Here is a 23,075-nt window from a genome sequence, read left to right as displayed (position 1 = left end):
GTCGATGAATGACAGTCCTCAAAAACGTTCGATCTGGACGCGCATCCATATCGACCCCATTTTTTTGCTCTGTATTCTGGCCCTGCTGACCTACAGCGCGATTGTGATGTGGAGCGCCAGCGGCCAGGATCCGGGCATGATGGAGCGCAAGATCGGTCAAATCATGATGGGGCTGGTGGTGATGGTAGTGATGGCGCAAATTCCGCCGCGCATCTACGAAGGCTGGGCGCCCTATCTCTATATTATCAGCGTGATCCTGCTGGTGGCGGTGGATGTATTTGGGCAGATCAGTAAAGGCGCCCAGCGCTGGCTGGATCTCGGCGTCGTGCGCTTCCAGCCGTCAGAGATCGCCAAAATCGCCGTCCCGCTGATGGTGGCGCGCTTTATGAACCGCGACGTCTGCCCGCCATCGCTGAAAAACACCGGCCTGGCGCTGATGCTGATTTTTGTACCGACGCTGCTGGTAGCGGCCCAGCCGGATCTCGGCACCTCGATTCTGGTCTGCGCCTCGGGCCTGTTTGTCCTGTTTCTCTCCGGCCTGAGCTGGCGCCTGATCGGCGTCGCCGCGCTGCTGCTGGCGGCATTTATTCCGATACTCTGGTTCTTCCTGATGCATGACTATCAGCGCGACAGGGTCATGATGTTGCTCGACCCCGAAAGCGATCCGCTCGGCGCCGGCTATCACATCATTCAGTCGAAAATTGCCATCGGCTCGGGTGGGCTGCGTGGAAAAGGCTGGCTGCACGGCACGCAGTCGCAGCTGGAGTTTTTGCCCGAGCGGCATACCGACTTTATCTTTGCCGTACTGGCAGAAGAGCTGGGCCTGCTTGGGGTGATTCTGCTGGTCGTGCTCTACCTGCTGCTGATCATGCGCGGACTGATCATTGCCGCCCGCGCGCAAACCACGTTTGGCCGGGTAATGGCCGGCGGCCTGATGCTGATTCTGTTTGTGTATGTTTTTGTGAATATTGGCATGGTGAGTGGTATCTTACCGGTGGTTGGCGTACCGCTGCCGCTGGTTAGCTACGGGGGATCGGCGCTGATTGTGCTGATGGCCGGATTTGGCATCGTCATGTCGATCCACACTCACCGAAAAATGTTATCAAAAAGCGTATAAGAGGCGAGAAATGCGTAAGGATTGGCTTTGGATTGCCGGCACATCAGTGCTGCTGGCGGCCTGCAGTACGGAACAGCAACCGGCCCCGGTCTCAGCGCCGGCGGCGGTATGTCAGGGCCCGGTGACCGAAATTGGCGGCACCGAGCCGCGCTATGAGCCGGTCGATCCGCGCACCAGCCAGGATTATCGCATGAACGGTAAGACCTACCGCATTGTGAGCAATCCGGCCACCTTCAGCGAAACCGGGCTGGCGGCGTGGTACGGCGACGAGGCCAGCGGCAAGCCTACCGCCCTCGGTGAAACCTTCGATCCCGATGCGCTCACCGCCGCGCACCCCACCCTGCCGCTGCCGAGCTACGTACGGGTGACCAACCTTGCCAACGGCCGCCAGTTGGTAGTGCGGGTTAACGACCGCGGTCCCTACACCCCGGGACGGATTATCGATTTGTCACGCGCCGCCGGTGACCGCCTCAATCTCTCCAATAACACCCGGGTTCGACTGGACGCCATTGTCGTCGCGCCGGATGGCAGCCTGTCCGGCCCCGGCAGCTGTGGCACAGTGGTCGCGAAGCAGAGTTATGCCCTGCCCGCCCGACCGGACCTCGGCGGATCATCACCGATGGGCAGCATCGCGCCGGCCGGGGCGCAGGCAGCCGCGGCGCCCGCCGCCGCACAGCCGATAGATAATCGCCAGCTGCAGTCAGAAGATAATCTGGGCGCGCCAGTGCAAAGCAGCGGCTTTCTCGGCGCACCGCAGCCGCTAGCCAGCGGCGTACTGGAAGGCAGCGAACCCGCGCCAGCCGCCGCGCCGGTTGCCGCCGCCGCGATGCCCGCCAGCGGCGCACCGACGACCGGCAACTGGGGCGTACAGGTCGCCGCAGTAAAGGACGCCAGCCGCGCCCGCATGCTGGGTGAAAGCCTGGGCGCTCGCTTTAACGTTGCGTGGCAGGCCAGCCCGTCTGCCGACGGTATCTGGCGCGTGCAGCTGGGACAATTCAGCCGTCGTGAGCAGGCGCAGGCATTATTGCAGCGTTTGAGCCAGGAAGCGCAGCAGTCCGGATTTGTGGTGCCGCTGCCTGCCACGCGCTAACCGCGCGCGCAGAAAAATCTGTTAACATGTCCGGGATAAAGGGCGGTGCCCTGCCCGGGCGCATTTGCTATAGTAAGGCACTTTTTTCATTTAACTCACGGATGTCATTGTCCTCACCCATGAACCAGTTGATCCCCTCCCGCTTAATGAAGCGCATGACCGCCGCGATGCTGCTGCTCGGTCTTTGCAGTGCTGTACACGCCGAAGACGTAAACCTGAAGACGATGATTCCCGGCGTGCCGGATATCGACGCCGAAGCCTACGTGTTGATTGATTACAACTCAGGCAAGGTGCTGGCCGAGAAAAACGCTGACGTCCGTCGCGATCCGGCCAGCCTGACCAAAATGATGACCAGCTATGTGATTGGCCAGGCCGTCAAAGCGGGCAAAATCCATCAGGACGACATGGTGACCATCGGCCAGGATGCCTGGGCCACCGGTAATCCGGTGTTTAAAGGCTCTTCGCTGATGTTCCTTAAGCCGGGCGACCGCGTACCGGTTTCTCAGCTGACGCGCGGCATCGTGCTGCAGTCCGGCAACGACGCCTGCGTAGCGATGGCTGACTATGTCGCCGGCAGTCAGGACGCGTTTGTCGGCCTGATGAACAACTACGTGAAGGCGCTGGGGCTGCAAAACACCCACTTTGGCACCGTGCACGGCCTCGATGCCGAGGGGCAGTACAGCTCCGCGCGCGACATGGCGCTGATCGGCCAGGCGCTGATCCGCGACGTGCCGGAGGAGTACGCCGTCTACCGCGAAAAAGAGTTTACCTTTAACAATATCCGTCAGATGAACCGCAACGGCCTGCTGTGGGACACCAGCCTGAACGTGGATGGCATTAAAACCGGCCACACCAACGCCGCCGGCTACAACCTGGTCGCCTCGGCAACCGAGGGGCAGATGCGCCTGATCTCTGCGGTACTGGGCGGGCACACCTACAAAGGTCGCGAAGTGGAGAGCAAAAAGCTGCTGACCTGGGGCTTCCGCTTCTTCGAAACCGTGGCGCCGCTGAAGGCCGGAAAAGAGTTTGCCTCTGAGCCAGTCTGGTTTGGCGACAGCGATCGGGTGCAGCTTGGCGTAGAGAAAGACGTTTACCTGACCATTCCGCGCGGCCGCATGAAAGACCTGAAGGCCAGCTACGTACTGACTAACACCGAACTGCACGCGCCGCTGCAGAAAAATCAGGTAGTCGGCTCAATCAACTTCCAGCTGGACGGCAAAACCATCGACCAGCGCCCACTGGTGGTGCTGAAAGAGATGCCGGAAGGCGGCTTCTTTAGCCGCATCGTCGACTACATTAAGCTGATGTTTCACCACTGGTTTGGCTAAGATCGGTGCGGATGCACGTGCAGAAACTTGATTATTCTGCCCCGCATCCCCATATAATAGCCATAACCGCGCTCCCGCTCTGGCGGGAGCGCCTGCTTTAGCGTGACGGAGAGTATATGAAAACCAATCTGAAAGAACTGCTGGAATTCCCCACCCCTTTTACCTACAAAGTGATGGGACTGGCGAAGCCGGAGCTGGTTGATCAGGTGGTTGAAGTGGTCCAGCGCCATGCGCCCGGGGACTATAATCCGGATGTGAAACCCAGCAGCAAGGGTAATTATCACTCGGTGTCAATCACCATCACCGCCACCCACATCGAGCAGGTCGAAACCCTGTACGAAGAGCTGGGCAATATCGAAATCGTCCGCATGGTGCTGTAACTCTCTCACGGGCGGGGCCTCCTCCCGCCCGGTTCATTTGGACCCGCTATGACCCCAGTTGCTCCCCTTATCGTACGCCAGCTCGGCCTGCAGCCCTGGTCGCCGGTCTCAATGGCCATGCATCAGTTTACCGACGCCCGCGAGGCCGATACCCCGGATGAGATCTGGCTGGTCGAACACCCACCGGTATTCACTCAGGGACAGGCGGGTAAAGCCGAACACCTGCTGATGACCGGTGACATTCCGGTGGTGCAAAGCGATCGCGGCGGTCAGGTCACCTACCACGGCCCCGGCCAGCAGGTGATGTATGTGCTGATCGACATCAAACGCCGTAAAATCGGCGTACGCCAGCTGGTCAGCGCCCTGGAACAGACGGTGATCGCCACCCTCGCCGACTATCAAATCCCGGCGCAGGCCCGCCCGGATGCCCCCGGGGTCTACGTCGCGCAGCAAAAAATTTGCTCGCTGGGCCTGCGTATTCGTCAGGGCCGCTCGTTTCACGGCCTGGCGCTGAACGTTAATATGGATTTATCACCGTTCCGGCGCATCAATCCCTGCGGCTATGCCGGGATGACGATGACCCAGCTGAGCCACTGGCAGCCGGGCATTTCTCTCATTGACGTCCAGCCGGCGTTAATTGCCCACTTTACTCGCTTACTGGCTATTCCGGCGTGGCAGTGGGGCGATGCGCTGATGCTGTCGAAAGCTTAACCGTGCGTGCGACTTTACAACATTTCCGTTACCTTTGCGCCGCAGCGTGCTGCGTGCCATCGGGCGAGATGGTATACTTCGGCCGCTTTTCTCAAAAAAAGTTGAAAATCAAAATTAGTCGTTGAGTTGCCATCGCTACCACGTGGAACCCGCAAGATTATGAGTAAACCAATTCAGATGGAACGCGGCGTAAAATACCGCGACGCAGACAAAATGGCCCTGATCCCGGTGAAAACCGTGGTAAGCGAACAGCCAGAGCGGTTGAAAAAGCCGGAGTGGATGAAAATCAAACTCCCCGCTGACTCCAGCCGTATCCAGGGCATCAAGGCCGCCATGCGGAAAAACGGCCTGCACTCCGTCTGTGAGGAAGCGTCCTGCCCTAACCTCGCCGAATGCTTTAACCACGGTACCGCCACCTTTATGATCCTCGGCGCGATTTGCACCCGACGCTGCCCGTTCTGCGACGTTGCCCACGGTCGGCCGGTGGCTCCCGATGCCAATGAGCCGGCTAAACTGGCGCAAACCATTGCCGACATGGGCCTGCGCTACGTGGTGGTTACCTCGGTAGACCGCGACGACCTGCGCGACGGCGGGGCACAGCACTTTGCCGACTCCATTCGCGCCATCCGTGAAAAGAACCCGACCATCAAGATTGAAACTCTGGTGCCCGACTTCCGCGGCCGCATGGATCGCGCGCTGGAGATCCTCACCGCGACGCCGCCGGACGTGTTTAACCACAATCTTGAGAACGTGCCGCGCCTGTATCGCCAGGTGCGCCCGGGGGCCAACTATGAATGGTCGCTGACCCTGCTGGAGCGCTTTAAAGCGGCACATCCGGACATTCCCACCAAATCAGGCCTGATGGTGGGACTGGGGGAAACGAACGCCGAGATCGTTGAAGTCATGCGTGATTTGCGCCGTCACGGCGTCACCATGCTGACGCTGGGACAGTATTTGCAGCCGAGCCGCCATCACCTGCCGGTACAGCGCTACGTCAGCCCGGCCGAATTCGAAGAGATGAAAGAAGAAGCGCTGGCGATGGGCTTCACCCATGCCGCCTGCGGACCGTTTGTTCGCTCATCGTACCACGCCGATCTGCAGGCTAAAGGTGAAGAAGTGAAGTAATGCTTTTTGCGGGATGAAAAAAGGTCGGGAGAGTCCCGACCTTTTTTATGCCGTCGCCAATCACTCTTTGTGGGTTGGGCGCTCCGCCGGCGTCTCGTCAATCGCCACGCTATTCACACTGCGCTCATCATCGCGCATTGACTTCTTAAAGCCTTTGATTGCCGCCCCCAAATCGCCGCCCAAACTGCGCAGTTTATTTGTACCAAACAGCAACACGATCAGCGCGCCGATGATCAGCAGTTTCGCCAGACTGATACCTTCCATATTTCACCTTTTGCCTTAGTGGACCGCCCGCGCGGTCGTGACCGTCAAGGACCTGTCACCGGGCCCGAATAGCGCTATTAAACGCCTGCGCGCCGTCAACCGCAAACCGGGTCTGTAACAGAGTACGTCACTGCGCTTGACAATCCGCCGAACCGCCTTGCAACTGCGGTAACGCAAAGCGCCGGTTGGCCAGCACCGGCAACCGGTCGCGCACCTCGGCCAGCCGCTCACGACTCAGTTCGGCAAACAGCAGCGCGGGCGCCTCGGCCGCACAGGCGATGGTCACCCCGAGCGGATCGACCACCCGACTGCTGCCGATATTGCGCGGGCCGCACTCTCCTACCGCCACCATATAACAGGTGTTCTCCAGCGCGCGGGCGGCCACCAACACTTGCCAGTGATGCTCCTTGAGGGGACCCCTGACCCAGGCTGATGGCAACACCAGTACCTCCGCCCCGTCTAACGCCAGCCGACGGGCCAGTTCCGGAAAGCGCACGTCATAGCAGGTCATCAGGCCTACCTTCATCCCCCCGACTGACAGCAACGCCGGCAGCGTTTGCCCGGCAGATACCCGGCGTGACTCCTGCACGGCAAAGGCATCGTACAGGTGCAGTTTGTCATAGCGGGCGACAATGTCGCCGTCCCGCAGCGCCACCAGGGTATTACACACCCGATCGCGCCCGTCGGGCACGTGCAGCGTGAACAGCGTTGTCAGCGCCTGCCCCCGGCTCTGCGCCAGCAGCCGCTGCATAAAAGGACCGTCAAGCGGCTGGGCCGCATTCACCCCCCAATCGGGGTCAGCATTATCCCGTGCCAGCACCGCCTCTGGCAGAACCAGCAGATCGGCCTGCGCCTGCGCCGCCTGCTGCATCAGTTGAGCGCAGGTGGCAGCATTCTCCTGCCAGTCGCGCGCCACGGCAAACTGTCCCAGACCGACCTTCATTATGCCGTCGCCAGTCGCTTAGTGCGGTAGACCGGTGCATCTTCATAGCCTTCCCGCTGATAAAACTGATTAGCTTTGGTGCGAGCGACATGGCAATGCACCTCGAGACGATCGCAGCCGCGTTCGCCCGCCCGCCGCTCCGCCTCCTCCAGCAATTGCTGTCCCAACCCCTTGCTGCGCTCGCCGTCGGCCACGCAAAAATAGCTTATCCGCGCAAAATCCCCGGCCAGCGCCAGCTGAGGAATAAAGTGCAGCGATAAAAATCCCAGCACGGTATGCCCCGCTTCGGCAATCAGCAGCACCTCATCCTGATGCGCAATCAGTGCTTCCAGCCGCCCGGAAATAAAGCCTGCCGTATCGGCATAGCCCAATTCTGTTAACAGCGCGCTGAGGGCAAATGCATCGCTCGCCTGAGCTGTCCGAATCATCATCTCTTTTCACTCCTGCGTCATCAGGTTAACCTGTGGGTCTTAACAGGTAGAGTGTAATGCATCCCCTCTGCCTTTACCGTGCGATACTTATCAGAGATACCACGAATGTTTCCGACTTTTTTGGCAGTATTTATCGGCGGCGGTGCCGGCAGCGTTCTGCGCTGGCTACTGAGCCTGCGGCTCAACCCCGCGCATCAGGCAATTCCGCTGGGAACGCTCAGCGCTAACCTGGCCGGCGCATTTATTATTGGCCTTGGCATCGCACTGTTCAGCCGCTTCAGCCACTGGGATCCGACGTGGAAGTTGCTGTTGACCACTGGCTTCTGCGGCGGTCTGACGACCTTTTCCACCTTCTCACTGGAAGTGGTCATGCTACTCCAGGACGGGCGCGTAGCCTGGGCGCTTCTCAACGTTGGACTGAACCTGCTGGGATCGCTACTGATGACCGCCCTGGCGTTTTGGCTGGTGAATCATTTCTCACCGCTTTAATGTTTCCTTAACGTAACTTTGCAACACTCGCTTCCATGGCCCTTCACTGGATAGCATGATGAAAGCGTGGTTACCCCGTACATTAAGCGAATTCTCCGCCAGTTTGCTGGTACTCCTTGGTACGCTGGCCTGGCTGATAATCTGGTTTCAGCACTGAACTGCCGGCAAAAAAAAACCCGCCTCGCGGCGGGTTTTAAGAATTCTGACTGTTAACTTACAGAGCGATAACGTTAGCAGCAGACGGGCCTTTCTGGCCATTGGTGATTTCAAACTCAACGCGCTGACCTTCGGCCAGGGTTTTGAAACCGTTGCTCTGAATGGCAGAGAAGTGTACGAATACGTCTTTGCTACCATCTTCCGGAGTAATGAAACCGAATCCTTTGGATTCATTAAACCACTTAACGTTACCTTTGATCTTGGACATCAATATTACCTTTACATGAAAAATGGACACTAAACTGTGTCGTCATCTAGTACAGCAATTGCCAGCGAGTTTGTCCAGTCCCAGATGCTGAAAAAGTGATAAATATCGTCATTTTTTGTCATCATCCGGCACGGCACTCCTCGCCAACGCCTTAAAACTGCCAGCGGAACCAGGCAAAGTAGACATTGCCATTGTTCCAGGTTCCGGGGATATAGGTCATCTGGAAAGTCGCGTCACCGTATCCCACCGAGGCCAGCGGTAACACCAGCGGAATCGGAATATAGTTCCAATTATCCCGCATCGTCACCCCCGCCGTATAGCCGAGACCGAGATGAAAATTCTGATCCTGCAGCGGCCGCCAGGTACTTTCCCACCCGTAGCCCCCAATCGGCTCCCACTTATTAAAGGAGTCCTTAAACGCCATCACATACAGGCCATGCCAGTTGCCCTTCTCATCCCAACGCGACATGCCGGCACCGGCTCCCCACGGGCGCTCATTGTACTTATCAATGTGCTCCTGATCGTAGGTCAGCCGGTTGTGCCAGGTGATGGCCGGAATATAGAGATCACCGTGTTGTGGCGACTGCCACGTCTCTTTAACATTGCCGGTGAAGGTCTGCCACCAGCCACGATCGGCACCCTCGCGGTCGTGAGTAGAAGCGGCGCAGGTGGAGCCTGCCGCCAGGCTCGCCACCAGCATCAAAGTAAGGTGTCGTGTCTTCATGTTACATCTATTCCTGGTCAGTGGGGTTAGCATCCCCACGAGCAAACGTCCCTAACATCGCCATACAGAATGGACATCAGGATAAACCGTGCAGGTCTCCCCCTGTTCCCCATTGCGCGATCGGCGCAAACTGAGATTCAGCGAGTAAAAATTTTTATTTACTCAAGTCGCCCATTCGGTTAGATCATAGTGCGTATCGACTTAATTTTTCCTTAACAGGACAAAAATACATATTTTGATACAAACCAGGCCGTAGGATGGCGGCGCAGAAGGAAGACTGTTTACTGGAGACTACAGGATGGTGTTAAGAATTCGCTGTCGCCGCTGCGGCAGTCACAAAGTCCGCTTTACCACGCATAATAATCCGCCGGGCTCTCCCCATGGCGCGATCTGCGCAGAGTGCGCTCACCCCTTATCCCGCCTCGATCTCCTGCCGCATCCACCGGGGCGACCGCCGCAGTATGCCAGCGATCCGGAGATAAGCCGGGCAGACGCGTCACCATAAAAAAAGCCCGCCAATGCGGGCCAGAAGGGCAACGTCGGGAGTTATCGGCCGCCATCAGCGGTGCCGCGCGCTACACCACTAACGCTATCCCCCACACCAGCGCAAAACCGATAATGCCCATCAGGGTGGTCAACACGGTCCAACTGCGCAGACCGTCTGCAACCGACAGACCGAGAAAACGGGTGACCACCCAGAAACCGGAGTCATTGACGTGAGAGAGCCCGAAGCCGCCAAAACAGGCCGCCAGCGCCAGCATCACCAGCTGGGTATCGGATAAACCGCTGGCCGCCGTGGCCAGCAGGCCGCAGGTGGTAACAATCGCGACCGTTGCCGATCCCTGGGACGCACGCAGCGCCAGCGCCAGCAGGAACGCCGCCGGCAGCAAGGGCAAGTGCAGCGCGTGCAGCGATTCTGCCAGCGCTTTACCCACTCCCGACTCCACCAGCACTTTGCCAAACGCGCCACCGGCGCCGGACACCAGAATGACGCCGGCGGCACTGGGGATGGCATTGCCCGTGATCGCTTCCAGCTTGTCACGCGTCCACCCGCGACGCAGGCCGAGCAGCCAGCAGGCCAGCGCCAGCGAAATCAGCAGGGCAATCGCCGGGGAACCGATAATCACCAGCAGGTTATGCAGCTTGCCGGCGGGAATTTTATCGGTCACCAGCGTGCCCATCAGGATCAATAAAATCGGTAAGACAATCAGCGCGGAGATCAGGAATGCCCCTGGAGCTGGCGCGGCATCGCGCGGCGCCGGTTGTTCTTCCGGCTTCGCCAGCTGCAGCTGCTCCAGCACCTCGACCGACAGCTGATAGGTCTTTCTGTTCAGCCGTCGGGCCACCAGATAGCCCAACAGACCGGTCGGTACGCAAACCGCGAGCCCCCAGAGCATCAGCAGGCCGATATCCGCATTCAGCAGGTTCGCCGCCGCGGCCGGCCCAGGATGGGTGGGAATAGCGACGTGCACCATTAACATCATGCCGGCCATGGGTAAACCGTATTTCACCGGCGAGACGCGGGCAACTTTGGCAAAGCCGTAAATCAGCGGAATCACGATAATAAAGCCGACATCAAAGAACACCGGCAGGCCAAGAATAAACGCCACCAGCGTCAGGGCGCCCACCGTGCGCTTGACCCCCAGTCGGCCGGTAATCTTTTTCGCCAGCGAATCCGCCCCGCCAGAGCTTTCAATGACCGCGCCGAGCATCGCGCCCAGCGTCACGATAATGGTAATGCCGCCCAGCAGCGATCCCAAACCGCTGGTGATCACTGAGACCACTTTATCGGCGGGAATATCGCTGCAGACGGCAACGAACAGGCTGGAAATCAACAGCGCCACAAATGGATGGACTTTGGCTTTAATCACTAACAGCAGCAGCAGCACCACACTTACCAGCGCGATGGTCAATAACAGGGCAGTAGACATAGGGAGGTAAGCCTTCTTAACGATCGCACACTGACGGTGCGTAATGAAAATCCCCTGGTGAGAAAGCCACCTCTGCGGATGGCTTTCGCCGTTTTTTAGTGTGTGGGTGTTGGTGTAATCCAGGGCTGCAGCCAGCCTAATCCGGCCAGCGTGTTACCGCGGGGAAAATATTCGCAGCCCACCCATCCCGGGTAGCCACTCTCATCCAGTTTCGCAAACAGCCAGCCGTAATCGATTTCGCCGTCATCCGGCTCGTGGCGGTCTGGCGCGGAGGCAATTTGCACATGCTGATACTGTCCGGCGTACTCACGTATCAGGTGAGTCAGATTGCCGTCGACCAGCTGCGCGTGGAACAAATCCAGCTGAATAAAGACATTATCGCGGTCAATCCGTCGCACCATCTCCAGCGTCTGATACTGGCTGGCATACAAATAGTTGGGCTTTGTGGTGGGATTGAGCGCCTCCAGCAGTAGCCGCTTCCCGTGCGGCGCAAAGCGTGCGGCGGCGTAGCGCAGGTTCTCTACCAGCGTCGCGCAGGCGCGTTCGCGGTCGGCTCCCGGCGGCAGGACGCCGGCCATCACGTGCACCTGCGGACAATCCAGCGCCAGGGCGTAGTCCAGGGCACGGTCAATATCGCGTCGCGCTTCGGCTTCGCGTCCGGGGATCGCCGCCAGCCCCCACTCTCCCCGTGCGGTATCGCCGGGGGCGGTATTGAACAGCACCAGAGCGAGGCCGTGCTTATCCAGCTCTGCCTTCAGTACCTCTGGTGGATAGTCGTAGGGAAACAAAAACTCCACGGCGCGAAAGCCCGCCTCGGCGGCGGCGGCAAAGCGCTCAAGGAACGGCAACTCGCTAAATAGCGTCGACAGGTTGGCGGCAAACTTAGGCATGGGTTCTCCTCAGGGGCGTAGCTCCGCCACCTCTTCTTCGGTCAGATAACGAATCGGGCGATCGCCCAGCGTAAAGATCAGTCGTGCCGTCTCTTCCAGCTCTTCGGTATTATTAGCGGCCTCACGTAGCGAGCTGCCGGTCACCACCGGCCCGTGATTGGCCAGCAGGTAGGCGTTATAGTCCGGCGCCAGGCGGGCCAGATCCTCACCCAGCCGCGCGTCACCGGGACGGTAATAGGGCACCACCGGCACGTCTCCCACCCGCATCACCACATAGGGGGTAAAAGGACGAATACAGTTACGCGTGTCCAGCCCCTGCAGGCAGGAGAGCGCAGTAAGGTACAGCGAGTGCAGGTGCACGATGGCCCGGCACGCCGGTTTGTTCAGATAGATAGCGCGATGAAAGCTGATCTCCTTTGAGGGCTTATCACCGCTCAGCCACTCACCCTGCAGGGTAACGCGGGATAGCCGATCGGCCTGCAGCTCGCCGAGGCAAGAGCCGGTTGGCGTGGCCAACAGCGTCCCGTCCTCCAGCAGCAGCGAGAGATTTCCGGCAGAGCCGGTCGCGTAACCGCGCTGAAAAAAGGAGGCGCCCAGGCGTACCATCTCGTCACGTGCTTGTTGTTCAGTCATAGCGCAAATGCCTCCTGTGCGCGGGAGAAGAACTGTTCATCACCAAAGTTTCCGGATTTCAGCGCCAGCGAAATCGGCTGATCGGTTGCGCGGACCCAGGGCACGCCGGGAGCAATCACCGGGCCAATGTGAAACGCATGGATCCCCAACGTTTGCGCTACCACACCGGAGGTTTCTCCGCCGGCAACGATAAAACGCTGATAGCCGCGCGCTTTCAGTTCGCGTACCACCTCGGCGAACAGCTGCTCAACGGCATCACTGCTGCGCTGTGCGCCATACTGCTGCTGAATCGCCTGCAGCGTCTGCGCATCAGCGGTCGCGTACAGCAGCGGAGCCAGCGGGCCGCGCTGGGCTTCCACCCAGTCACACAGCGTTTGGGCGTACGCCGGCAGTGTCGTCAGGCAGCGCGCCACGTCGATTTCACACGCCGGCGCGCGCTGACGATAGTGTGCCACCTGCGCATTGGTCATCGTCGAGCAGGATCCGGCGATCACCACCGCGCGATCCCCCTGCGGGCGCCCTGCCTGCTGCGCCCGCTCACGATCGTAGCCGGCCTGCGCCCACTGCCGCGCAAGGCCAATCGCCAGCCCGGATCCGCCGGTCACCAGCGGCAAATCCTGCACCGCCTCGCCTTGCACCAGCAGGTCCGCTTCGCTTACCGCATCCAGTACCGCATAACGCATCCCGGCGGCGCGCAGCGCCGTCAGCCGCTCCCTCGTGGCCTGCGCACCGGCGGCGATCGTCGCGGCGTTCACCAGCCCGCAGCGCCCCTGCGCCTGCGCGTCCATCAGGCGGATCAGCGAGCTGTCGGTCATCGGCGTCACCGGATGGTGGCGCATACCCGATTCACTCAGCAGCTGCTCCCCGACAAACAGATAGCCCTGATACACGCTGCGTCCGTTAACCGGCAGCGCGGGAGAGAGAATGGTCATCGGCGCGCCCAGCGCGTCCAGCAGCGCATCGGTCACCGGACCAATGTTACCGCTGGCGGTACTGTCAAACGTTGAGCAGTATTTAAAGTAGAAACGGTCGCAGCCCTGCTGCTGTAGCCATGCCAGTGCTTCCAGCGACTGGGCTACCGCCTGGTCAACCGGGCAGGAGCGGGATTTCAGGCTCACTACAATCGCGCGCGCATCACCGGCGAGTGCCGCATCCGGCACGCCGTTAACCTGTACGGTAGAGAGGCCGTTCTGCACCAGAAAACTGGCGATATCGGTCGCGCCGGTAAAATCGTCTGCGATCACCCCTAAACGTTTCATGCTTTCTTCTCCTCACCCGGCAGGGTGATACCGCTAAAGATTTTGATCACTGCGCTGTCATCTTCCTTGCCAAATCCGGCGTTGCTGGCGGCAGTAAACATGTTCAGCGCCGTCGAGGCGAGCGGCAGCGGAAAATGTAGCGCCTGCCCGGTATCCGCTACCAGGCCGAGATCCTTCACAAAAATATTCACCGCCGACTTCGGACTGTAGTCGCCATCCACCACGTGGCGCATGCGGTTTTCAAACATCCACGAATTGCCCGCCGCGTGGGTCACCACGTCATACATGGTATCGAGCGGGATCCCCGCCCGTGCCGCCAGCGCCATGGCCTCAGCGCCCGCAGCGATATGCACCCCGGCCAACAACTGATGGATGATTTTCACCGTGGATCCGAGCCCGGGTTCGCTACCGATGCGATACACCTTGCCGGCTACCGCATCCAGTACCGGCGCAAGCGCGGTAAAGGCCGCATCGCTGCCAGACGCCATCACCGTCATCTCGCCCAGCGCGGCTTTTGCCGCCCCGCCGGATACCGGCGCATCCAGCATCAGCAATCCGTGCGCGGCCAGAGCATCCGCAATCTCGCGCGCATCCCCGGCGGAAATCGTGGAGGAGACCATGACCGCCGTACCCGGTTTCAGCTGCGCGGCCAGCCCCTGTTCGCCAAACAGGATCTGTTTGACCTGCCGGGCGTTCACCACCAGCAGCAGCACGGCATCCAGCCGATCCGCAAAGTGTTCCGCGCTGGCGGCGGCGCCGCGCGCACCGGCGGCCAGCAGCGTTTCCCGCGCCTGAGGGTTGAGATCGACGCCCCAAGTGGCTAACCCGGCGCGCACGCACGATTGGGCGGCTCCCATGCCCATGGAACCTAACCCCACAACGCAAACGGCCAAAGGTGTAGTGAGTGACATGTTGACTCCATGTTAATATTGGTGATTAATTGTTTTCTTATGTGAAGTATAGCGCCGATTGCGGCAAGTTTGTGCGACCAGCCTCACAATAATTAACAGGCGTAGGTAGTTTTCACATGATTTAACAGATGATAAGGAAACGGTTAATTATTATCGTTAAAACAGAAGGTTAAACGTCATCGTATCGTGCCGCATTAGCGGTTTTTTTTGTGAGGCATGCCGTTTAAACGTGAAAATTTGCGAAGTTACTGCAGCAGCAGCGATATACTACACCGCATTTACTGCCCACAGTTCACAGTCACACAGGAGACGGTATGATCCCCGTTGAACGGCATCAACAGATCCTCGCCCTCGTCGCCCAGCGCGGCGTGGTGAGCATTGCAGAACTGACGGATCGGCTCCGCGTATCGCATATGACCATCCGGCGCGATCTACAAAAACTGGAAGAACAGGGGGCGGTACTGCTGGTGTCCGGCGGCGTACGCTCGCCCGAACGGCTGGCCAGCGAACCCTCTCACCTGGATAAAACCCGCCTGTCCAGCGCGGAAAAGCAGGCAATTGGCCGCGCCGCGGCGGCGATCATACCGCGCCACAGCTGCATCTACCTTGATGCCGGCACCACAACGCTGGCGCTGGCGCGCGAGCTGGCCGGACGCGATGATTTGACGCTGGTAACCAATGATTTTGTGATAGCCGGATTTTTAATTGAATCCTCCGCCTGTCGCATGATTCACACCGGCGGGAACCTGTGTCGGGAGAACCGCTCCTGCACCGGCGAGGCCGCCGCACTGGCGCTGCGCAATCTGGCGATTGATATCGCGTTTATCTCTGCGTCCTGCTGGGGAGCCCGCGGGATATTTACTCCGGATGAAGAAAAGGTGGTGGTAAAACGCGCCGCCGCCGCCGCCAGCAGCAAGCGGGTGCTGCTGGCGGACAGTTCAAAATACAACAAAGTCGCCACCTGGCTGGCGCTGGAACTGGACCAGTTTGATCAGCTGATCAGCGACGCGGGTCTCTCTGCCGCCGCCCAGCAGGAGCTGAAACAGCGCTCCGGCGAGACAATACTGGCACAGTAGCCGCTGCCGCGGGTGGGCGGAGTCACACCGTTGCTTAAATAAACGTCAAGATCGCGACGAAAATCGAGGTCGACTCTATACTTTTGGGTGCTTGTTATCCTTTTCCACCCACAAGAAGGAGATCGACATGAGCACCATCAATACCTGCATTGGGCGCTACTGTCTTAAGGCACGCGTCAGCAACGGCGTGATAGAAGGGAGCATCGCCATTAACGGCGAAAGCGGCACGGCCATTAGCGTACAGCGTTTCCGGGAACATCACCTGAACGATGTACTGAATAAGGTTATCTATCCGGTCACCGGTGGCAATCATCATCTGACGGACGATTTCCGTCGCGTCTTGCACAAGGCCGGATTCACCCAGTCACACTGATTTACGGCGTGGGCGGGTCAGGCTCGCCCACCGCGCGGGTAGTGAATGATATTGTGGAACTTTAGCGGGACGGCGCCGCGATTTTCATAGCCGTGCGCCACGTCCGCCGCGAAACGCTCCCCTTCCCCCGCCGCCAGCACCCGGAGCGTGCCGTCTATCGTCAACCACAGCGTCCCGCTTTCAACCAGCACATGTTCGACGGTTCCCACCGCATGCGGCGCGGATTCGCTACGCGCGCCGGGCGGCAGCCAGAGACGCAGCATCTCAAACCCCAGCGTCGCGTCCCACGGAAAAACCGGCGTCACGCGCATCGCCTGCGGCGCGGCGGGTAGCGCCTGCGGTGGCCCGACGTCCAGGCGAATAAACTGGCTAAAAGGTACGCCAAAGCCGGTAGCAATTTTCCACAGGGTAGCCACCGTTGGGCTGGACTCTCCGCGCTCGATCTGGCCGAGCATCGCTTTGCTGACCCCGGTAAACTGCGCCGTATCGCCGAGGCTCCAGCGGCGTTCGCCGCGCAGCTGTTTCAGGGTTGCCGCCACCCGGGCGCTGACTGCATTCATCTTATCTTCTCGCATCCCCGCAGTTTATCACTTGTCCGTCGCCGTGTACTGTGCCAGTCTTGTGCGTTATAACGCACAGCCGGACGCCGCCATGCCTGATTCTCTCCGTCGACTCACCCACCTGCTGCCGCTGCTGTCCGCCGGGCTGGTGGCCGTGCTGGTCAGCTACGCCAGCTCAGCGGCGATCGTTTTTCAGGCGCTGAAAGCCGCGGGCGCCACCCCACACCAGCTGGGAGAGTGGCTGTCGACCCTCGGCATCGCAATGGGGTTAACCACCCTCGCGCTGACGCTACGCTATAAAATGCCGATCCTCACCGCGTGGTCCACCCCCGGCGCCGCCCTGCTGGTAACCAGTCTGCACGGCGCGACGCTGGCACAGGCGGTTGGCATATTTATGTTTGCTTCTGCACTAACGCTGCTGTGCGCCCTCACCGGGTTATTTACGCGCCTGATGAACACCATCCCACTGGCGCTGGCCAATGCCATGCTGGCCGGGATCTTACTGCGCTTCGGTCTGTCGACGTTTCAGGGACTGGCGGTCGATCCGCTGCTCTGCGGCAGCATGTGTGCGGCCTATTTGCTGGCGCGCCGGCTGCTTTCGCGGTTCGCTATTGTGCTGACGCTGATCGCGGGGCTACTGGTGGCTGCCGGTCAGGGTACGCTGCCATCATCCCTGCCCACCGCGGTCCTCGCGATCCCCCACTGGGTGACGCCGGACTTCTCACTGCCGCTGCTGATCGGCGTGGGCCTGCCGTGGTTTCTGGTGACCATGGCGTCGCAGAACGCCCCCGGCATCGCCACGCTGCAGGCCTTTAATTATCCGGCGCCGCCCTCCCCACTGCTGGGCTGGACCGCCCTGACCTCACTGCTGCTGGCGCCGCTGGGGGGCTTTTCCATCTGCATTGCGGCGATCAGTGCCGCCCTCTGCATGGGACCCGACGTTCATCCGGATCCCCATCGCCGCTGGCTGGCAGCGATAGCAGCCGGCGGTTTTTACCTGCTGGCCGGCACGCTGGGCGGTTGGCTGGCGGTGGTGATGGTCCAGTTATCTCCCACGCTGATAAATACGCTGGCCGGACTGGCGCTGCTCAGTACCCTCGGCGGCAGCCTGCTGCGCGCGCTGCAGCCGGATGCGCAGCGCGAGGCGGCGCTGATCGCCTTTCTGATCACCGCCTCTGGCGTCACGCTGTGGGGTATAAGTGCCGCCTGCTGGGGACTGCTGGCCGGCGTGTGCTGTCTGCGCTGGCTCCGGCCACGCTAACTGTGCTAGATCTGATGCCTACCCGACTACGTCCGCGGAGAGAAAAGCATGTCCACCAGTCTGTTAATCGCCAATCGTCAGCTTCATTTTGGCCGCGGTAGCCTCCAGCAATTGCCGGCGCTGCTCGGCGCGGATCCCCTCCCGACGCTGCTATTTTGTAACCCCTCTCTGCAGCGCGGACCGCACTGGGCGACGCTGGACGAGGCCCTGTCCCCGCTGTTAATTGGCCGGGAGGTGGTCACCCACGAAGCGTCACCGCAGGAGATTGACGCCTGGGTCAGCCGCTGGCGCGGCCAGGCGCGGCGCATTGTCGCCATCGGTGGCGGCAGCGTGCTCGATGCGGCGAAGGCCGTGGCCGCGCTGTGCGAACAGCCTTTACCCTGCTTTCGCTACCTGGAAAAAATCGGTGATACGCGCCTCAACGGCAGCACCCTGCCGGTGATTGCCGTTCCGACTACCGCAGGAACCGGCAGCGAAGCCACGCAAAATGCGGTGATCACCGACCAGGCGCAGCGGCAGGTCAAGGCATCACTGCGGCATGAGAACATGGTGCCGGCGATGGCGTTCCTCGATGCCAGCCTGCTGGATAGCGCGCCGGCGCCGATACTGGCGCACTGTGGTATAGATGCCTTTACCCATCTGCTGGAAGCCTGGCTCTCGCGGACAGCCACGCGGCTGACCCGGGAGAGTGCCCTGCAGGGGATGCGTCTGTTTATGCGCGCCTGGCCGGCGCTGGCACAGCAGGATGCCGCCGGCGATGAAGCGCGCGAGGCAATGCTGCTGGCCTCCTGGCTGGGCGGACAGGCGCTAAGCAGCGCCGGACTGGGCGTCATTCACGGGCTGGCCGGTGAGATTGGCGCGATAAAAACCTGGCATCATGGTGAAGTGTGCGGAAGGCTGCTGCTGCCCTTTTTGTCGCTGTTGAATGACAGCGAGCATCCACAGCATCAGGCGCGCGTGATCGAGCTGGGAGAGGCGCTGTTTCCGCTGCAGCATACCGCGCCGGCACGCCACCTTCGCGACTGGCTACAGCAGCAGGCTTGCCATCCGTTCTGGGCCTCCCCGCCGACATTAAGCGAGGAGGAGTGCGACTGGATCCTGGCGCGTGCCAACAGTAAAAATAGCTGGGTGGTTTGGGACCGCGAGCAGTGCTATGCCCTGCTCCGCGCGGCCTGGCCGGCAGCCTGAGCCTTACTTCTCTACCGGCCTCAGGGTCACCACATCATGGGAATTAACAGCCTGACGGATGCCGCGCTCATCGGTATACATCATCATTCCGCTGGCTTGATCCAGCTGCGGTTTTCCATCGACCACCACCGTCTGACCGTTTTTCATTTGCATCATCCACGGCTGCGACGCGCAGCCGGCCAGCATCAGCGCCACCAGCATCAGCAGCCCCGGGCGTAATGACTCCTTCATGATTATTCCTCTGTGTTTTACGATGAATGTCGCGCCGCGCCATGCGGCGGCGGCGCTCACAGGATACGCCGATTTTCCATCCAGACGAATGGCGATAAGAGGTTAGCGGTAGATTTCGCTCTTTTTGTCGGTTTCCCCTCGGCGGGGATCCTGATAAACTGGTTATTCATACAGTAACAAGAACGGATAGTCTGATGTTTGTTGAGCTGGTTTACGATAAGCGTAATTTCACCGGTTTACCGGGAGCGAATGAAAAACTGCTGGCCGAGTTAACACGGCGGGTGCAGCGCCTCTATCCCGAGGCCGAGGTTCGGGTGAAAGCCATGCACAATCCGGCGCTGAATACCGATGGCAATAAGGGCGATCGGGAAAAGCTGCACCGCATGCTGGAAGAGATGTTTGACGACGCCCCTATGTGGCTGGATGTCGACTGAACGACGATTAAAACTGTAACTTGATCTCCATCACAAAAAAAAGCATATTGCGCACAAATCTTGCTATTTGTGCGGTATTCCCTCATGACTCTTTATCAACACATGCTGGTTTTCTACGGCGTCGTGGCGCTGGTGGCCACCGTAATTACCTTTTTTATCGCCAAAGATCGCATCAGCATCAAGGTGTTAAGCGCAGTACTGGTCGGCGCAACCTGGCCGATGAGTTTTCCGGTTGCCCTGCTGTTCGCCCTTTTCTGAGTTGACTCACCGACACATCCTGACAAACTATAACCCTGCGCCAGGGGGGTGTCGCGAGGATGCCTGCTTCCCCGGTTTCGCGTGACAAACGGTTTATCATCACAGGGAGTGTCTATGCGCATCATCCATATTCTGTTGGTCTCCTTCACCCTTTCCGGCTGCACCGCGGTATTTGGCCCGGAGCCCGCTGCGCCGGCAGAGCAATCGCGCCAGCAGAGCTGTCAAAATGAATCCGCACCCAGCGAAAGCGACTGCGGACACTTTCCCGCGCCGTCCTTACACTGAACAAAAAACGCGCCGAATAATCCGGCGCGCGATCGGTCTGGCGATACTGACGCAGTCTCACATATACAGTGAGGCCTCCCCCACCGGACGCGTCTTGAAGCGACGGTGGATCCAGAGGTACTGTTCCGGCGCGCGCAGGATCTCTTTTTCAATCACTTTGTTGATAAAGCGCGCCGCCGCGGCTTCATCATCCGCCGGATAACCCTGCAGCTCAGGTTCGATGATCAGGCGATAGCCGCGATTATTGGCTTTACGGATCATGGTGATGGTCAGAATAGCCGCGTCGGACAGTCGCGATAAGACGTAAGTCCCATTCGTGGTCGCCACGTTATCCACGGCGAAAAAAGGCGCGAAGGTACTGCCTTTCGGGCCATAATCCTGATCCGGTGCAAACCAGACCGCCTCGCCCTTTTTCAGCGCGCCCACCATGCCACGCAGATTACGGCGATCGATCATCGCCTTATTGGAACGCATCCGACCGCGCGTCTGCACCCACTCCATCAGCGGATTATTGTGCGGGCGGTAGGTCGCCATCATCGGTTTACACAGGCCCATGACCCGGCCACCCAGCTCCAGTGACATAAAGTGGATGCCCACGACCATCACACCGCGGTTGTTCTGCTGCGCACGCTGCAGATTATCGAGGCCATCCACATCAAACCAGCGGCGGACACGGTTATCTGACCAGAACCAGGCCATGCCGGTTTCAATCAGCGCCATGCCCAGCGATACAAAATTCTGTGCTATCAGCTTCTCTTTTTCATTCTCGCTTAGCCCGGGAAAGCAGAGATCAATATTTTTACGGGCAATGCGCTCGCGACGCTTCAGCACTTTTCGCGACAGGCTGCCGGCAGTGGACCCGATGCGGGTCAGCAGCGGATAGGGTAATTGCACCAGCGCCCAGAGTACGAACAGACCAAACCAGGTCAGCCAGTAGCGCGGGTGCAAATATTTTTTTTCCAAACGTTGTGGTTGCTGCATACTTCACCTTTAATGCAATGAGGTATCGCATTAAAGAAAACTATCAATAAGCGCGACACGGTTTACAGTCAGACTACGGATAGGGGTATTTAGTGCAGTCTGAGTTGTAACAAATTAATATTTCATCCTCTGGCGATCGCGTCCGGTATGCATCGCAGCGGGATAAACCCTGGTTTTTCTCGCGATAAATGTACCGCCATCACGAAATGATCATATACGGCAATATCAGGACAGCGCATTAGCGGCGGTGATCTGCATCTCTTCTTTTTTAATCAGTAACATACTGGACTTACAAAAAATACACACCGCGCCATACGGATTCGCTTGACGAATATCGAAGAGCGACTGGCGGTATTGGCATCCCTGACATTCGGGACATTTAAATTGAAACATCATCATTACATCAGACCTTAAACCTGTTGTTATTTTCATCGTTTCGGCATAATTAAGGATCAATGGTGCGCTCTGGCCGAACGGGTGAGATTAGGGATTTGACTCAGCAATCGAGACGCTCTCAGGTTGACGTGCAGAGGGACCAGCGAGGTAACAGCAGGATGAATCATTAACTACGTTGCACCCAATTAGAAAAAAAAGAAAGGGTAATTTTGTAAATGCCGCCTTTACGTTCTCTTTCGCTGGCGAAAGACTCACTTTACGACGACATCGTTGGCGCAGCCAGAAGAATAATCTGAGTTCTTCCGATCGTCAGGTGCCCCTCGCTAGCCGGTTCACACACCCCGTTAGCCCCTGATACCGACGGCGCGATCGCCGCCGCGGGCGGCAGCGCACACGCCGGCGTCCCCACCTACGTTACTGACGCCCTCACGACCATGTGTTATTCGCCCCGGCTACGGAACATTGCTTAGCACGCATATTAATAGGCAACTTAAAACTAAAAATCGCTATTTTAAATAAATTCTATACAACCATCTTTTATTAATACCATGAGCGAGATTTTACTCTAGGATAAATCCCACCAATAAGACCCACCCCCTGAGTAGTTAATTTGACGTGTTTGTAGTGCGCTTGTTGTGACGGCCCTTCCGTCACCGGCGTTCAAGGAAAAGTGATCGGCGCTATCCGGTCCGAACACATAATGAAACCAAGGAGAATTTTATGCAGAAACCCACGTTATCCCTGCTGACCGCCGGCGCGCTGTGCTTGTTTACCGCCGCCAGCTCGGCCGCCATTGTCACTCCCGGCGGCTCGGTCAAATTTGAGGGTGAGATTGTGAATGGCACCTGCGCGGTAGATGCCGATTCCGTTGACCAGACCGTGCAGATGGGTCAGGTACGCACCAACGATCTGTCGGCCGAAAGCCAGGTTAGCGGCGCCAAGGGATTCAATATCGTGCTGAAAGATTGCGGTACCAGTGCGTCCGGCGGTGATAATCCGACAACCGCGCCTACCGTTTCAATCATCTTCAGCGGCGTCTCGGTGCCCAATAATGCCAATATCCTCTCTCTGCAAAATGGCGTGCCAAGCCCTGCCACCAATGTCGGTATCCAGATCCTGGACCGCACCGGCGCGCCGGTCGCGCTGGATGGCAGCACCGCCAGCGCGAAAACGACGCTGCTGGAGGGCACCAACGTCATTCCTTTCCAGGCGCGCTACTACGCACTGGGGCAGGCGACGGCGGGTACAGCCAATGCGGATGCCACGTTTAGCGTGCAGTACGACTAATACCCGGCGGATACGCTGAGTCTGGCGGCTGCCCCTTTGCCCGGCAGCCGCCGCTTATTCCCGCGGGAGACGCCCCGCCCCCTGAAGTCGCCGAC

27 protein-coding genes are annotated in these 23,075 nt (G+C 59.2%); 14 read left to right on the top strand and 13 right to left on the bottom strand.

The genetic code is table 11. The annotated features are described in order from the left end of the window. The first annotated feature begins 4 nt into the window (after positions 1-4). From mrdB to lipA, 6 genes are all read left to right on the top strand, one after another. Positions 5-1,117, top strand: coding sequence for a peptidoglycan glycosyltransferase MrdB (mrdB, locus tag BS626_RS01640; protein ID WP_075181104.1), 1,113 nt, complete (start codon positions 5-7; stop codon positions 1,115-1,117). 10 nt (positions 1,118-1,127) lie between these two features. Next, entirely contained in the window at positions 1,128-2,207 is a 1,080-nt protein-coding gene (gene rlpA / locus BS626_RS01635) for an endolytic peptidoglycan transglycosylase RlpA (RefSeq protein ID WP_075180663.1), read from the top strand. Positions 2,208-2,326: 119 nt separating this feature from the next. Next, a complete protein-coding gene (gene dacA, locus BS626_RS01630; RefSeq protein ID WP_075180662.1) occupies positions 2,327-3,535 on the top strand; it encodes a D-alanyl-D-alanine carboxypeptidase DacA in 1,209 nt (402 codons plus the stop codon). 116 nt (positions 3,536-3,651) lie between these two features. Further along, on the top strand, positions 3,652-3,915 hold the full coding sequence (ybeD, locus tag BS626_RS01625) for a DUF493 family protein YbeD (protein WP_075180661.1): 264 nt from the start codon (positions 3,652-3,654) through the stop codon (positions 3,913-3,915). A gap of 48 nt (positions 3,916-3,963) precedes the next feature. Continuing rightward, positions 3,964-4,626: a lipoyl(octanoyl) transferase LipB gene (gene lipB / locus BS626_RS01620; protein WP_075180660.1), complete on the top strand. Its 663-nt coding sequence runs from the start codon at positions 3,964-3,966 to the stop codon at positions 4,624-4,626. Between the two features lie 159 nt (positions 4,627-4,785). Beyond that, positions 4,786-5,751, top strand: coding sequence for a lipoyl synthase (lipA, locus tag BS626_RS01615; protein ID WP_075180659.1), 966 nt, complete (start codon positions 4,786-4,788; stop codon positions 5,749-5,751). A 60-nt stretch (positions 5,752-5,811) separates the two neighbouring features. On the opposite strand, the gene tatE is transcribed toward lipA, so the two are convergent. From tatE to BS626_RS01600, 3 genes are all read right to left on the bottom strand, one after another. Then, positions 5,812-6,015: a twin-arginine translocase subunit TatE gene (gene tatE, locus BS626_RS01610; RefSeq protein ID WP_075180658.1), complete on the bottom strand. Its 204-nt coding sequence runs from the start codon at positions 6,013-6,015 to the stop codon at positions 5,812-5,814. 127 nt (positions 6,016-6,142) lie between these two features. After that, positions 6,143-6,958: a deaminated glutathione amidase gene (locus tag BS626_RS01605; RefSeq protein WP_075180657.1), complete on the bottom strand. Its 816-nt coding sequence runs from the start codon at positions 6,956-6,958 to the stop codon at positions 6,143-6,145. After that, positions 6,958-7,389, bottom strand: coding sequence for a GNAT family N-acetyltransferase (locus tag BS626_RS01600; RefSeq protein ID WP_075180656.1), 432 nt, complete (start codon positions 7,387-7,389; stop codon positions 6,958-6,960). Before BS626_RS01600 ends, BS626_RS01605 begins: the two co-directional genes overlap by 1 nt. 105 nt (positions 7,390-7,494) lie before the next feature. Here BS626_RS01600 and crcB point away from each other — a divergent pair, with 105 nt between their 5' ends. Then, the gene (crcB, locus tag BS626_RS01595) at positions 7,495-7,878 is read left to right on the top strand and encodes a fluoride efflux transporter CrcB (protein WP_075180655.1); all 384 of its coding nucleotides are present in this window, start codon (positions 7,495-7,497) and stop codon (positions 7,876-7,878) included. Between the two features lie 214 nt (positions 7,879-8,092). On the opposite strand, the gene cspE is transcribed toward crcB, so the two are convergent. The 7 genes from cspE to ltnD all read right to left on the bottom strand — a co-directional run bounded on the left by cspE (position 8,093) and on the right by ltnD (position 14,650). Beyond that, positions 8,093-8,302 (bottom strand): transcription antiterminator/RNA stability regulator CspE, encoded by a 210-nt coding sequence (cspE, locus tag BS626_RS01590; protein WP_139308737.1) that lies wholly within the window; start codon positions 8,300-8,302, stop codon positions 8,093-8,095. Positions 8,303-8,453: 151 nt separating this feature from the next. After that, positions 8,454-9,002 (bottom strand): lipid IV(A) palmitoyltransferase PagP, encoded by a 549-nt coding sequence (pagP, locus tag BS626_RS01585; protein ID WP_075180653.1) that lies wholly within the window; start codon positions 9,000-9,002, stop codon positions 8,454-8,456. Positions 9,003-9,601: 599 nt separating this feature from the next. Continuing rightward, positions 9,602-10,957, bottom strand: coding sequence for a GntP family transporter (locus BS626_RS01580; protein ID WP_075180652.1), 1,356 nt, complete (start codon positions 10,955-10,957; stop codon positions 9,602-9,604). A gap of 95 nt (positions 10,958-11,052) precedes the next feature. Next, positions 11,053-11,847, bottom strand: coding sequence for an HPr family phosphocarrier protein (locus tag BS626_RS01575; protein WP_075180651.1), 795 nt, complete (start codon positions 11,845-11,847; stop codon positions 11,053-11,055). A 9-nt stretch (positions 11,848-11,856) separates the two neighbouring features. Next, positions 11,857-12,480: an aldolase gene (locus tag BS626_RS01570; RefSeq protein ID WP_075180650.1), complete on the bottom strand. Its 624-nt coding sequence runs from the start codon at positions 12,478-12,480 to the stop codon at positions 11,857-11,859. After that, positions 12,477-13,739, bottom strand: a complete 1,263-nt coding sequence (otnK, locus tag BS626_RS01565) for a 3-oxo-tetronate kinase (RefSeq protein ID WP_075180649.1) — start codon at positions 13,737-13,739, stop codon at positions 12,477-12,479. The genes BS626_RS01570 and otnK overlap by 4 nt, the downstream gene beginning before the upstream one ends. Then, on the bottom strand, positions 13,736-14,650 hold the full coding sequence (gene ltnD, locus BS626_RS01560; RefSeq protein WP_075180648.1) for an L-threonate dehydrogenase: 915 nt from the start codon (positions 14,648-14,650) through the stop codon (positions 13,736-13,738). The genes otnK and ltnD overlap by 4 nt, the downstream gene beginning before the upstream one ends. 314 nt (positions 14,651-14,964) lie before the next feature. Here ltnD and ygbI point away from each other — a divergent pair, with 314 nt between their 5' ends. Together ygbI and BS626_RS01550 are read left to right on the top strand one after the other, a co-directional pair. Then, the gene (gene ygbI, locus BS626_RS01555) at positions 14,965-15,726 is read left to right on the top strand and encodes a DNA-binding transcriptional repressor YgbI (protein WP_075180647.1); all 762 of its coding nucleotides are present in this window, start codon (positions 14,965-14,967) and stop codon (positions 15,724-15,726) included. Between the two features lie 127 nt (positions 15,727-15,853). Next, entirely contained in the window at positions 15,854-16,099 is a 246-nt protein-coding gene (locus BS626_RS01550; protein WP_075180646.1) for a hypothetical protein, read from the top strand. Positions 16,100-16,116: 17 nt separating this feature from the next. On the opposite strand, the gene BS626_RS01545 is transcribed toward BS626_RS01550, so the two are convergent. Further along, the gene (locus tag BS626_RS01545; protein WP_075181103.1) at positions 16,117-16,659 is read right to left on the bottom strand and encodes a helix-turn-helix domain-containing protein; all 543 of its coding nucleotides are present in this window, start codon (positions 16,657-16,659) and stop codon (positions 16,117-16,119) included. Positions 16,660-16,750: 91 nt separating this feature from the next. Between BS626_RS01545 and BS626_RS01540 the strand changes: the two genes are divergently transcribed. Beyond that, entirely contained in the window at positions 16,751-17,920 is a 1,170-nt protein-coding gene (locus tag BS626_RS01540) for a benzoate/H(+) symporter BenE family transporter (protein WP_075180645.1), read from the top strand. 48 nt (positions 17,921-17,968) lie between these two features. After that, positions 17,969-19,108, top strand: coding sequence for an iron-containing alcohol dehydrogenase (locus BS626_RS01535; protein WP_075180644.1), 1,140 nt, complete (start codon positions 17,969-17,971; stop codon positions 19,106-19,108). A 3-nt stretch (positions 19,109-19,111) separates the two neighbouring features. Here the strand turns inward: BS626_RS01535 and BS626_RS01530 are convergent, their stop codons facing one another. Then, entirely contained in the window at positions 19,112-19,339 is a 228-nt protein-coding gene (locus tag BS626_RS01530) for a YgdI/YgdR family lipoprotein (protein WP_075180643.1), read from the bottom strand. A 194-nt stretch (positions 19,340-19,533) separates the two neighbouring features. Between BS626_RS01530 and BS626_RS01525 the strand changes: the two genes are divergently transcribed. Further along, a complete protein-coding gene (locus tag BS626_RS01525; protein ID WP_075180642.1) occupies positions 19,534-19,773 on the top strand; it encodes a DinI-like family protein in 240 nt (79 codons plus the stop codon). An 84-nt stretch (positions 19,774-19,857) separates the two neighbouring features. Then, on the top strand, positions 19,858-20,031 hold the full coding sequence (locus BS626_RS01520; RefSeq protein WP_075180641.1) for a GhoT/OrtT family toxin: 174 nt from the start codon (positions 19,858-19,860) through the stop codon (positions 20,029-20,031). 342 nt (positions 20,032-20,373) lie between these two features. On the opposite strand, the gene lpxP is transcribed toward BS626_RS01520, so the two are convergent. Beyond that, positions 20,374-21,297, bottom strand: a complete 924-nt coding sequence (gene lpxP / locus BS626_RS01515) for a kdo(2)-lipid IV(A) palmitoleoyltransferase (protein WP_075180640.1) — start codon at positions 21,295-21,297, stop codon at positions 20,374-20,376. 1,116 nt (positions 21,298-22,413) lie between these two features. Here lpxP and BS626_RS01510 point away from each other — a divergent pair. Continuing rightward, positions 22,414-22,980, top strand: a complete 567-nt coding sequence (locus BS626_RS01510; RefSeq protein WP_075180639.1) for a fimbrial protein — start codon at positions 22,414-22,416, stop codon at positions 22,978-22,980. Positions 22,981-23,075 lie beyond the last annotated feature (95 nt).

Source organism: Pantoea sp. 1.19 (assembly GCF_001922585.1).
In the GTDB taxonomy this organism is placed as follows: domain Bacteria; phylum Pseudomonadota; class Gammaproteobacteria; order Enterobacterales; family Enterobacteriaceae; genus 1-19.
The sequence above is the reverse complement of the archived record's forward strand: the minus strand, read 5'-3'. Positions and strand labels throughout refer to the sequence as shown.

Excerpts from the sequence above, each read along its gene's own strand:
- mrdB (WP_075181104.1), top strand. The coding sequence starts at position 5 with ATGAATGACAGTCCTCAAAAACGTTCGATCTGGACGCGCATCCATATC.
- rlpA (WP_075180663.1), top strand. The coding sequence starts at position 1,128 with ATGCGTAAGGATTGGCTTTGGATTGCCGGCACATCAGTGCTGCTGGCG.
- dacA (WP_075180662.1), top strand. The coding sequence starts at position 2,327 with ATGAACCAGTTGATCCCCTCCCGCTTAATGAAGCGCATGACCGCCGCG.
- ybeD (WP_075180661.1), top strand. The coding sequence starts at position 3,652 with ATGAAAACCAATCTGAAAGAACTGCTGGAATTCCCCACCCCTTTTACC.
- lipB (WP_075180660.1), top strand. The coding sequence starts at position 3,964 with ATGACCCCAGTTGCTCCCCTTATCGTACGCCAGCTCGGCCTGCAGCCC.
- lipA (WP_075180659.1), top strand. The coding sequence starts at position 4,786 with ATGAGTAAACCAATTCAGATGGAACGCGGCGTAAAATACCGCGACGCA.
- tatE (WP_075180658.1), bottom strand. The coding sequence starts at position 6,015 with ATGGAAGGTATCAGTCTGGCGAAACTGCTGATCATCGGCGCGCTGATC.
- BS626_RS01605 (WP_075180657.1), bottom strand. The coding sequence starts at position 6,958 with ATGAAGGTCGGTCTGGGACAGTTTGCCGTGGCGCGCGACTGGCAGGAG.
- BS626_RS01600 (WP_075180656.1), bottom strand. The coding sequence starts at position 7,389 with ATGATGATTCGGACAGCTCAGGCGAGCGATGCATTTGCCCTCAGCGCG.
- crcB (WP_075180655.1), top strand. The coding sequence starts at position 7,495 with ATGTTTCCGACTTTTTTGGCAGTATTTATCGGCGGCGGTGCCGGCAGC.
- cspE (WP_139308737.1), bottom strand. The coding sequence starts at position 8,302 with ATGTCCAAGATCAAAGGTAACGTTAAGTGGTTTAATGAATCCAAAGGA.
- pagP (WP_075180653.1), bottom strand. The coding sequence starts at position 9,002 with ATGCTGGTGGCGAGCCTGGCGGCAGGCTCCACCTGCGCCGCTTCTACT.
- BS626_RS01580 (WP_075180652.1), bottom strand. The coding sequence starts at position 10,957 with ATGTCTACTGCCCTGTTATTGACCATCGCGCTGGTAAGTGTGGTGCTG.
- BS626_RS01575 (WP_075180651.1), bottom strand. The coding sequence starts at position 11,847 with ATGCCTAAGTTTGCCGCCAACCTGTCGACGCTATTTAGCGAGTTGCCG.
- BS626_RS01570 (WP_075180650.1), bottom strand. The coding sequence starts at position 12,480 with ATGACTGAACAACAAGCACGTGACGAGATGGTACGCCTGGGCGCCTCC.
- otnK (WP_075180649.1), bottom strand. The coding sequence starts at position 13,739 with ATGAAACGTTTAGGGGTGATCGCAGACGATTTTACCGGCGCGACCGAT.
- ltnD (WP_075180648.1), bottom strand. The coding sequence starts at position 14,650 with ATGTCACTCACTACACCTTTGGCCGTTTGCGTTGTGGGGTTAGGTTCC.
- ygbI (WP_075180647.1), top strand. The coding sequence starts at position 14,965 with ATGATCCCCGTTGAACGGCATCAACAGATCCTCGCCCTCGTCGCCCAG.
- BS626_RS01550 (WP_075180646.1), top strand. The coding sequence starts at position 15,854 with ATGAGCACCATCAATACCTGCATTGGGCGCTACTGTCTTAAGGCACGC.
- BS626_RS01545 (WP_075181103.1), bottom strand. The coding sequence starts at position 16,659 with ATGAATGCAGTCAGCGCCCGGGTGGCGGCAACCCTGAAACAGCTGCGC.
- BS626_RS01540 (WP_075180645.1), top strand. The coding sequence starts at position 16,751 with ATGCCTGATTCTCTCCGTCGACTCACCCACCTGCTGCCGCTGCTGTCC.
- BS626_RS01535 (WP_075180644.1), top strand. The coding sequence starts at position 17,969 with ATGTCCACCAGTCTGTTAATCGCCAATCGTCAGCTTCATTTTGGCCGC.
- BS626_RS01530 (WP_075180643.1), bottom strand. The coding sequence starts at position 19,339 with ATGAAGGAGTCATTACGCCCGGGGCTGCTGATGCTGGTGGCGCTGATG.
- BS626_RS01525 (WP_075180642.1), top strand. The coding sequence starts at position 19,534 with ATGTTTGTTGAGCTGGTTTACGATAAGCGTAATTTCACCGGTTTACCG.
- BS626_RS01520 (WP_075180641.1), top strand. The coding sequence starts at position 19,858 with ATGACTCTTTATCAACACATGCTGGTTTTCTACGGCGTCGTGGCGCTG.
- lpxP (WP_075180640.1), bottom strand. The coding sequence starts at position 21,297 with ATGCAGCAACCACAACGTTTGGAAAAAAAATATTTGCACCCGCGCTAC.
- BS626_RS01510 (WP_075180639.1), top strand. The coding sequence starts at position 22,414 with ATGCAGAAACCCACGTTATCCCTGCTGACCGCCGGCGCGCTGTGCTTG.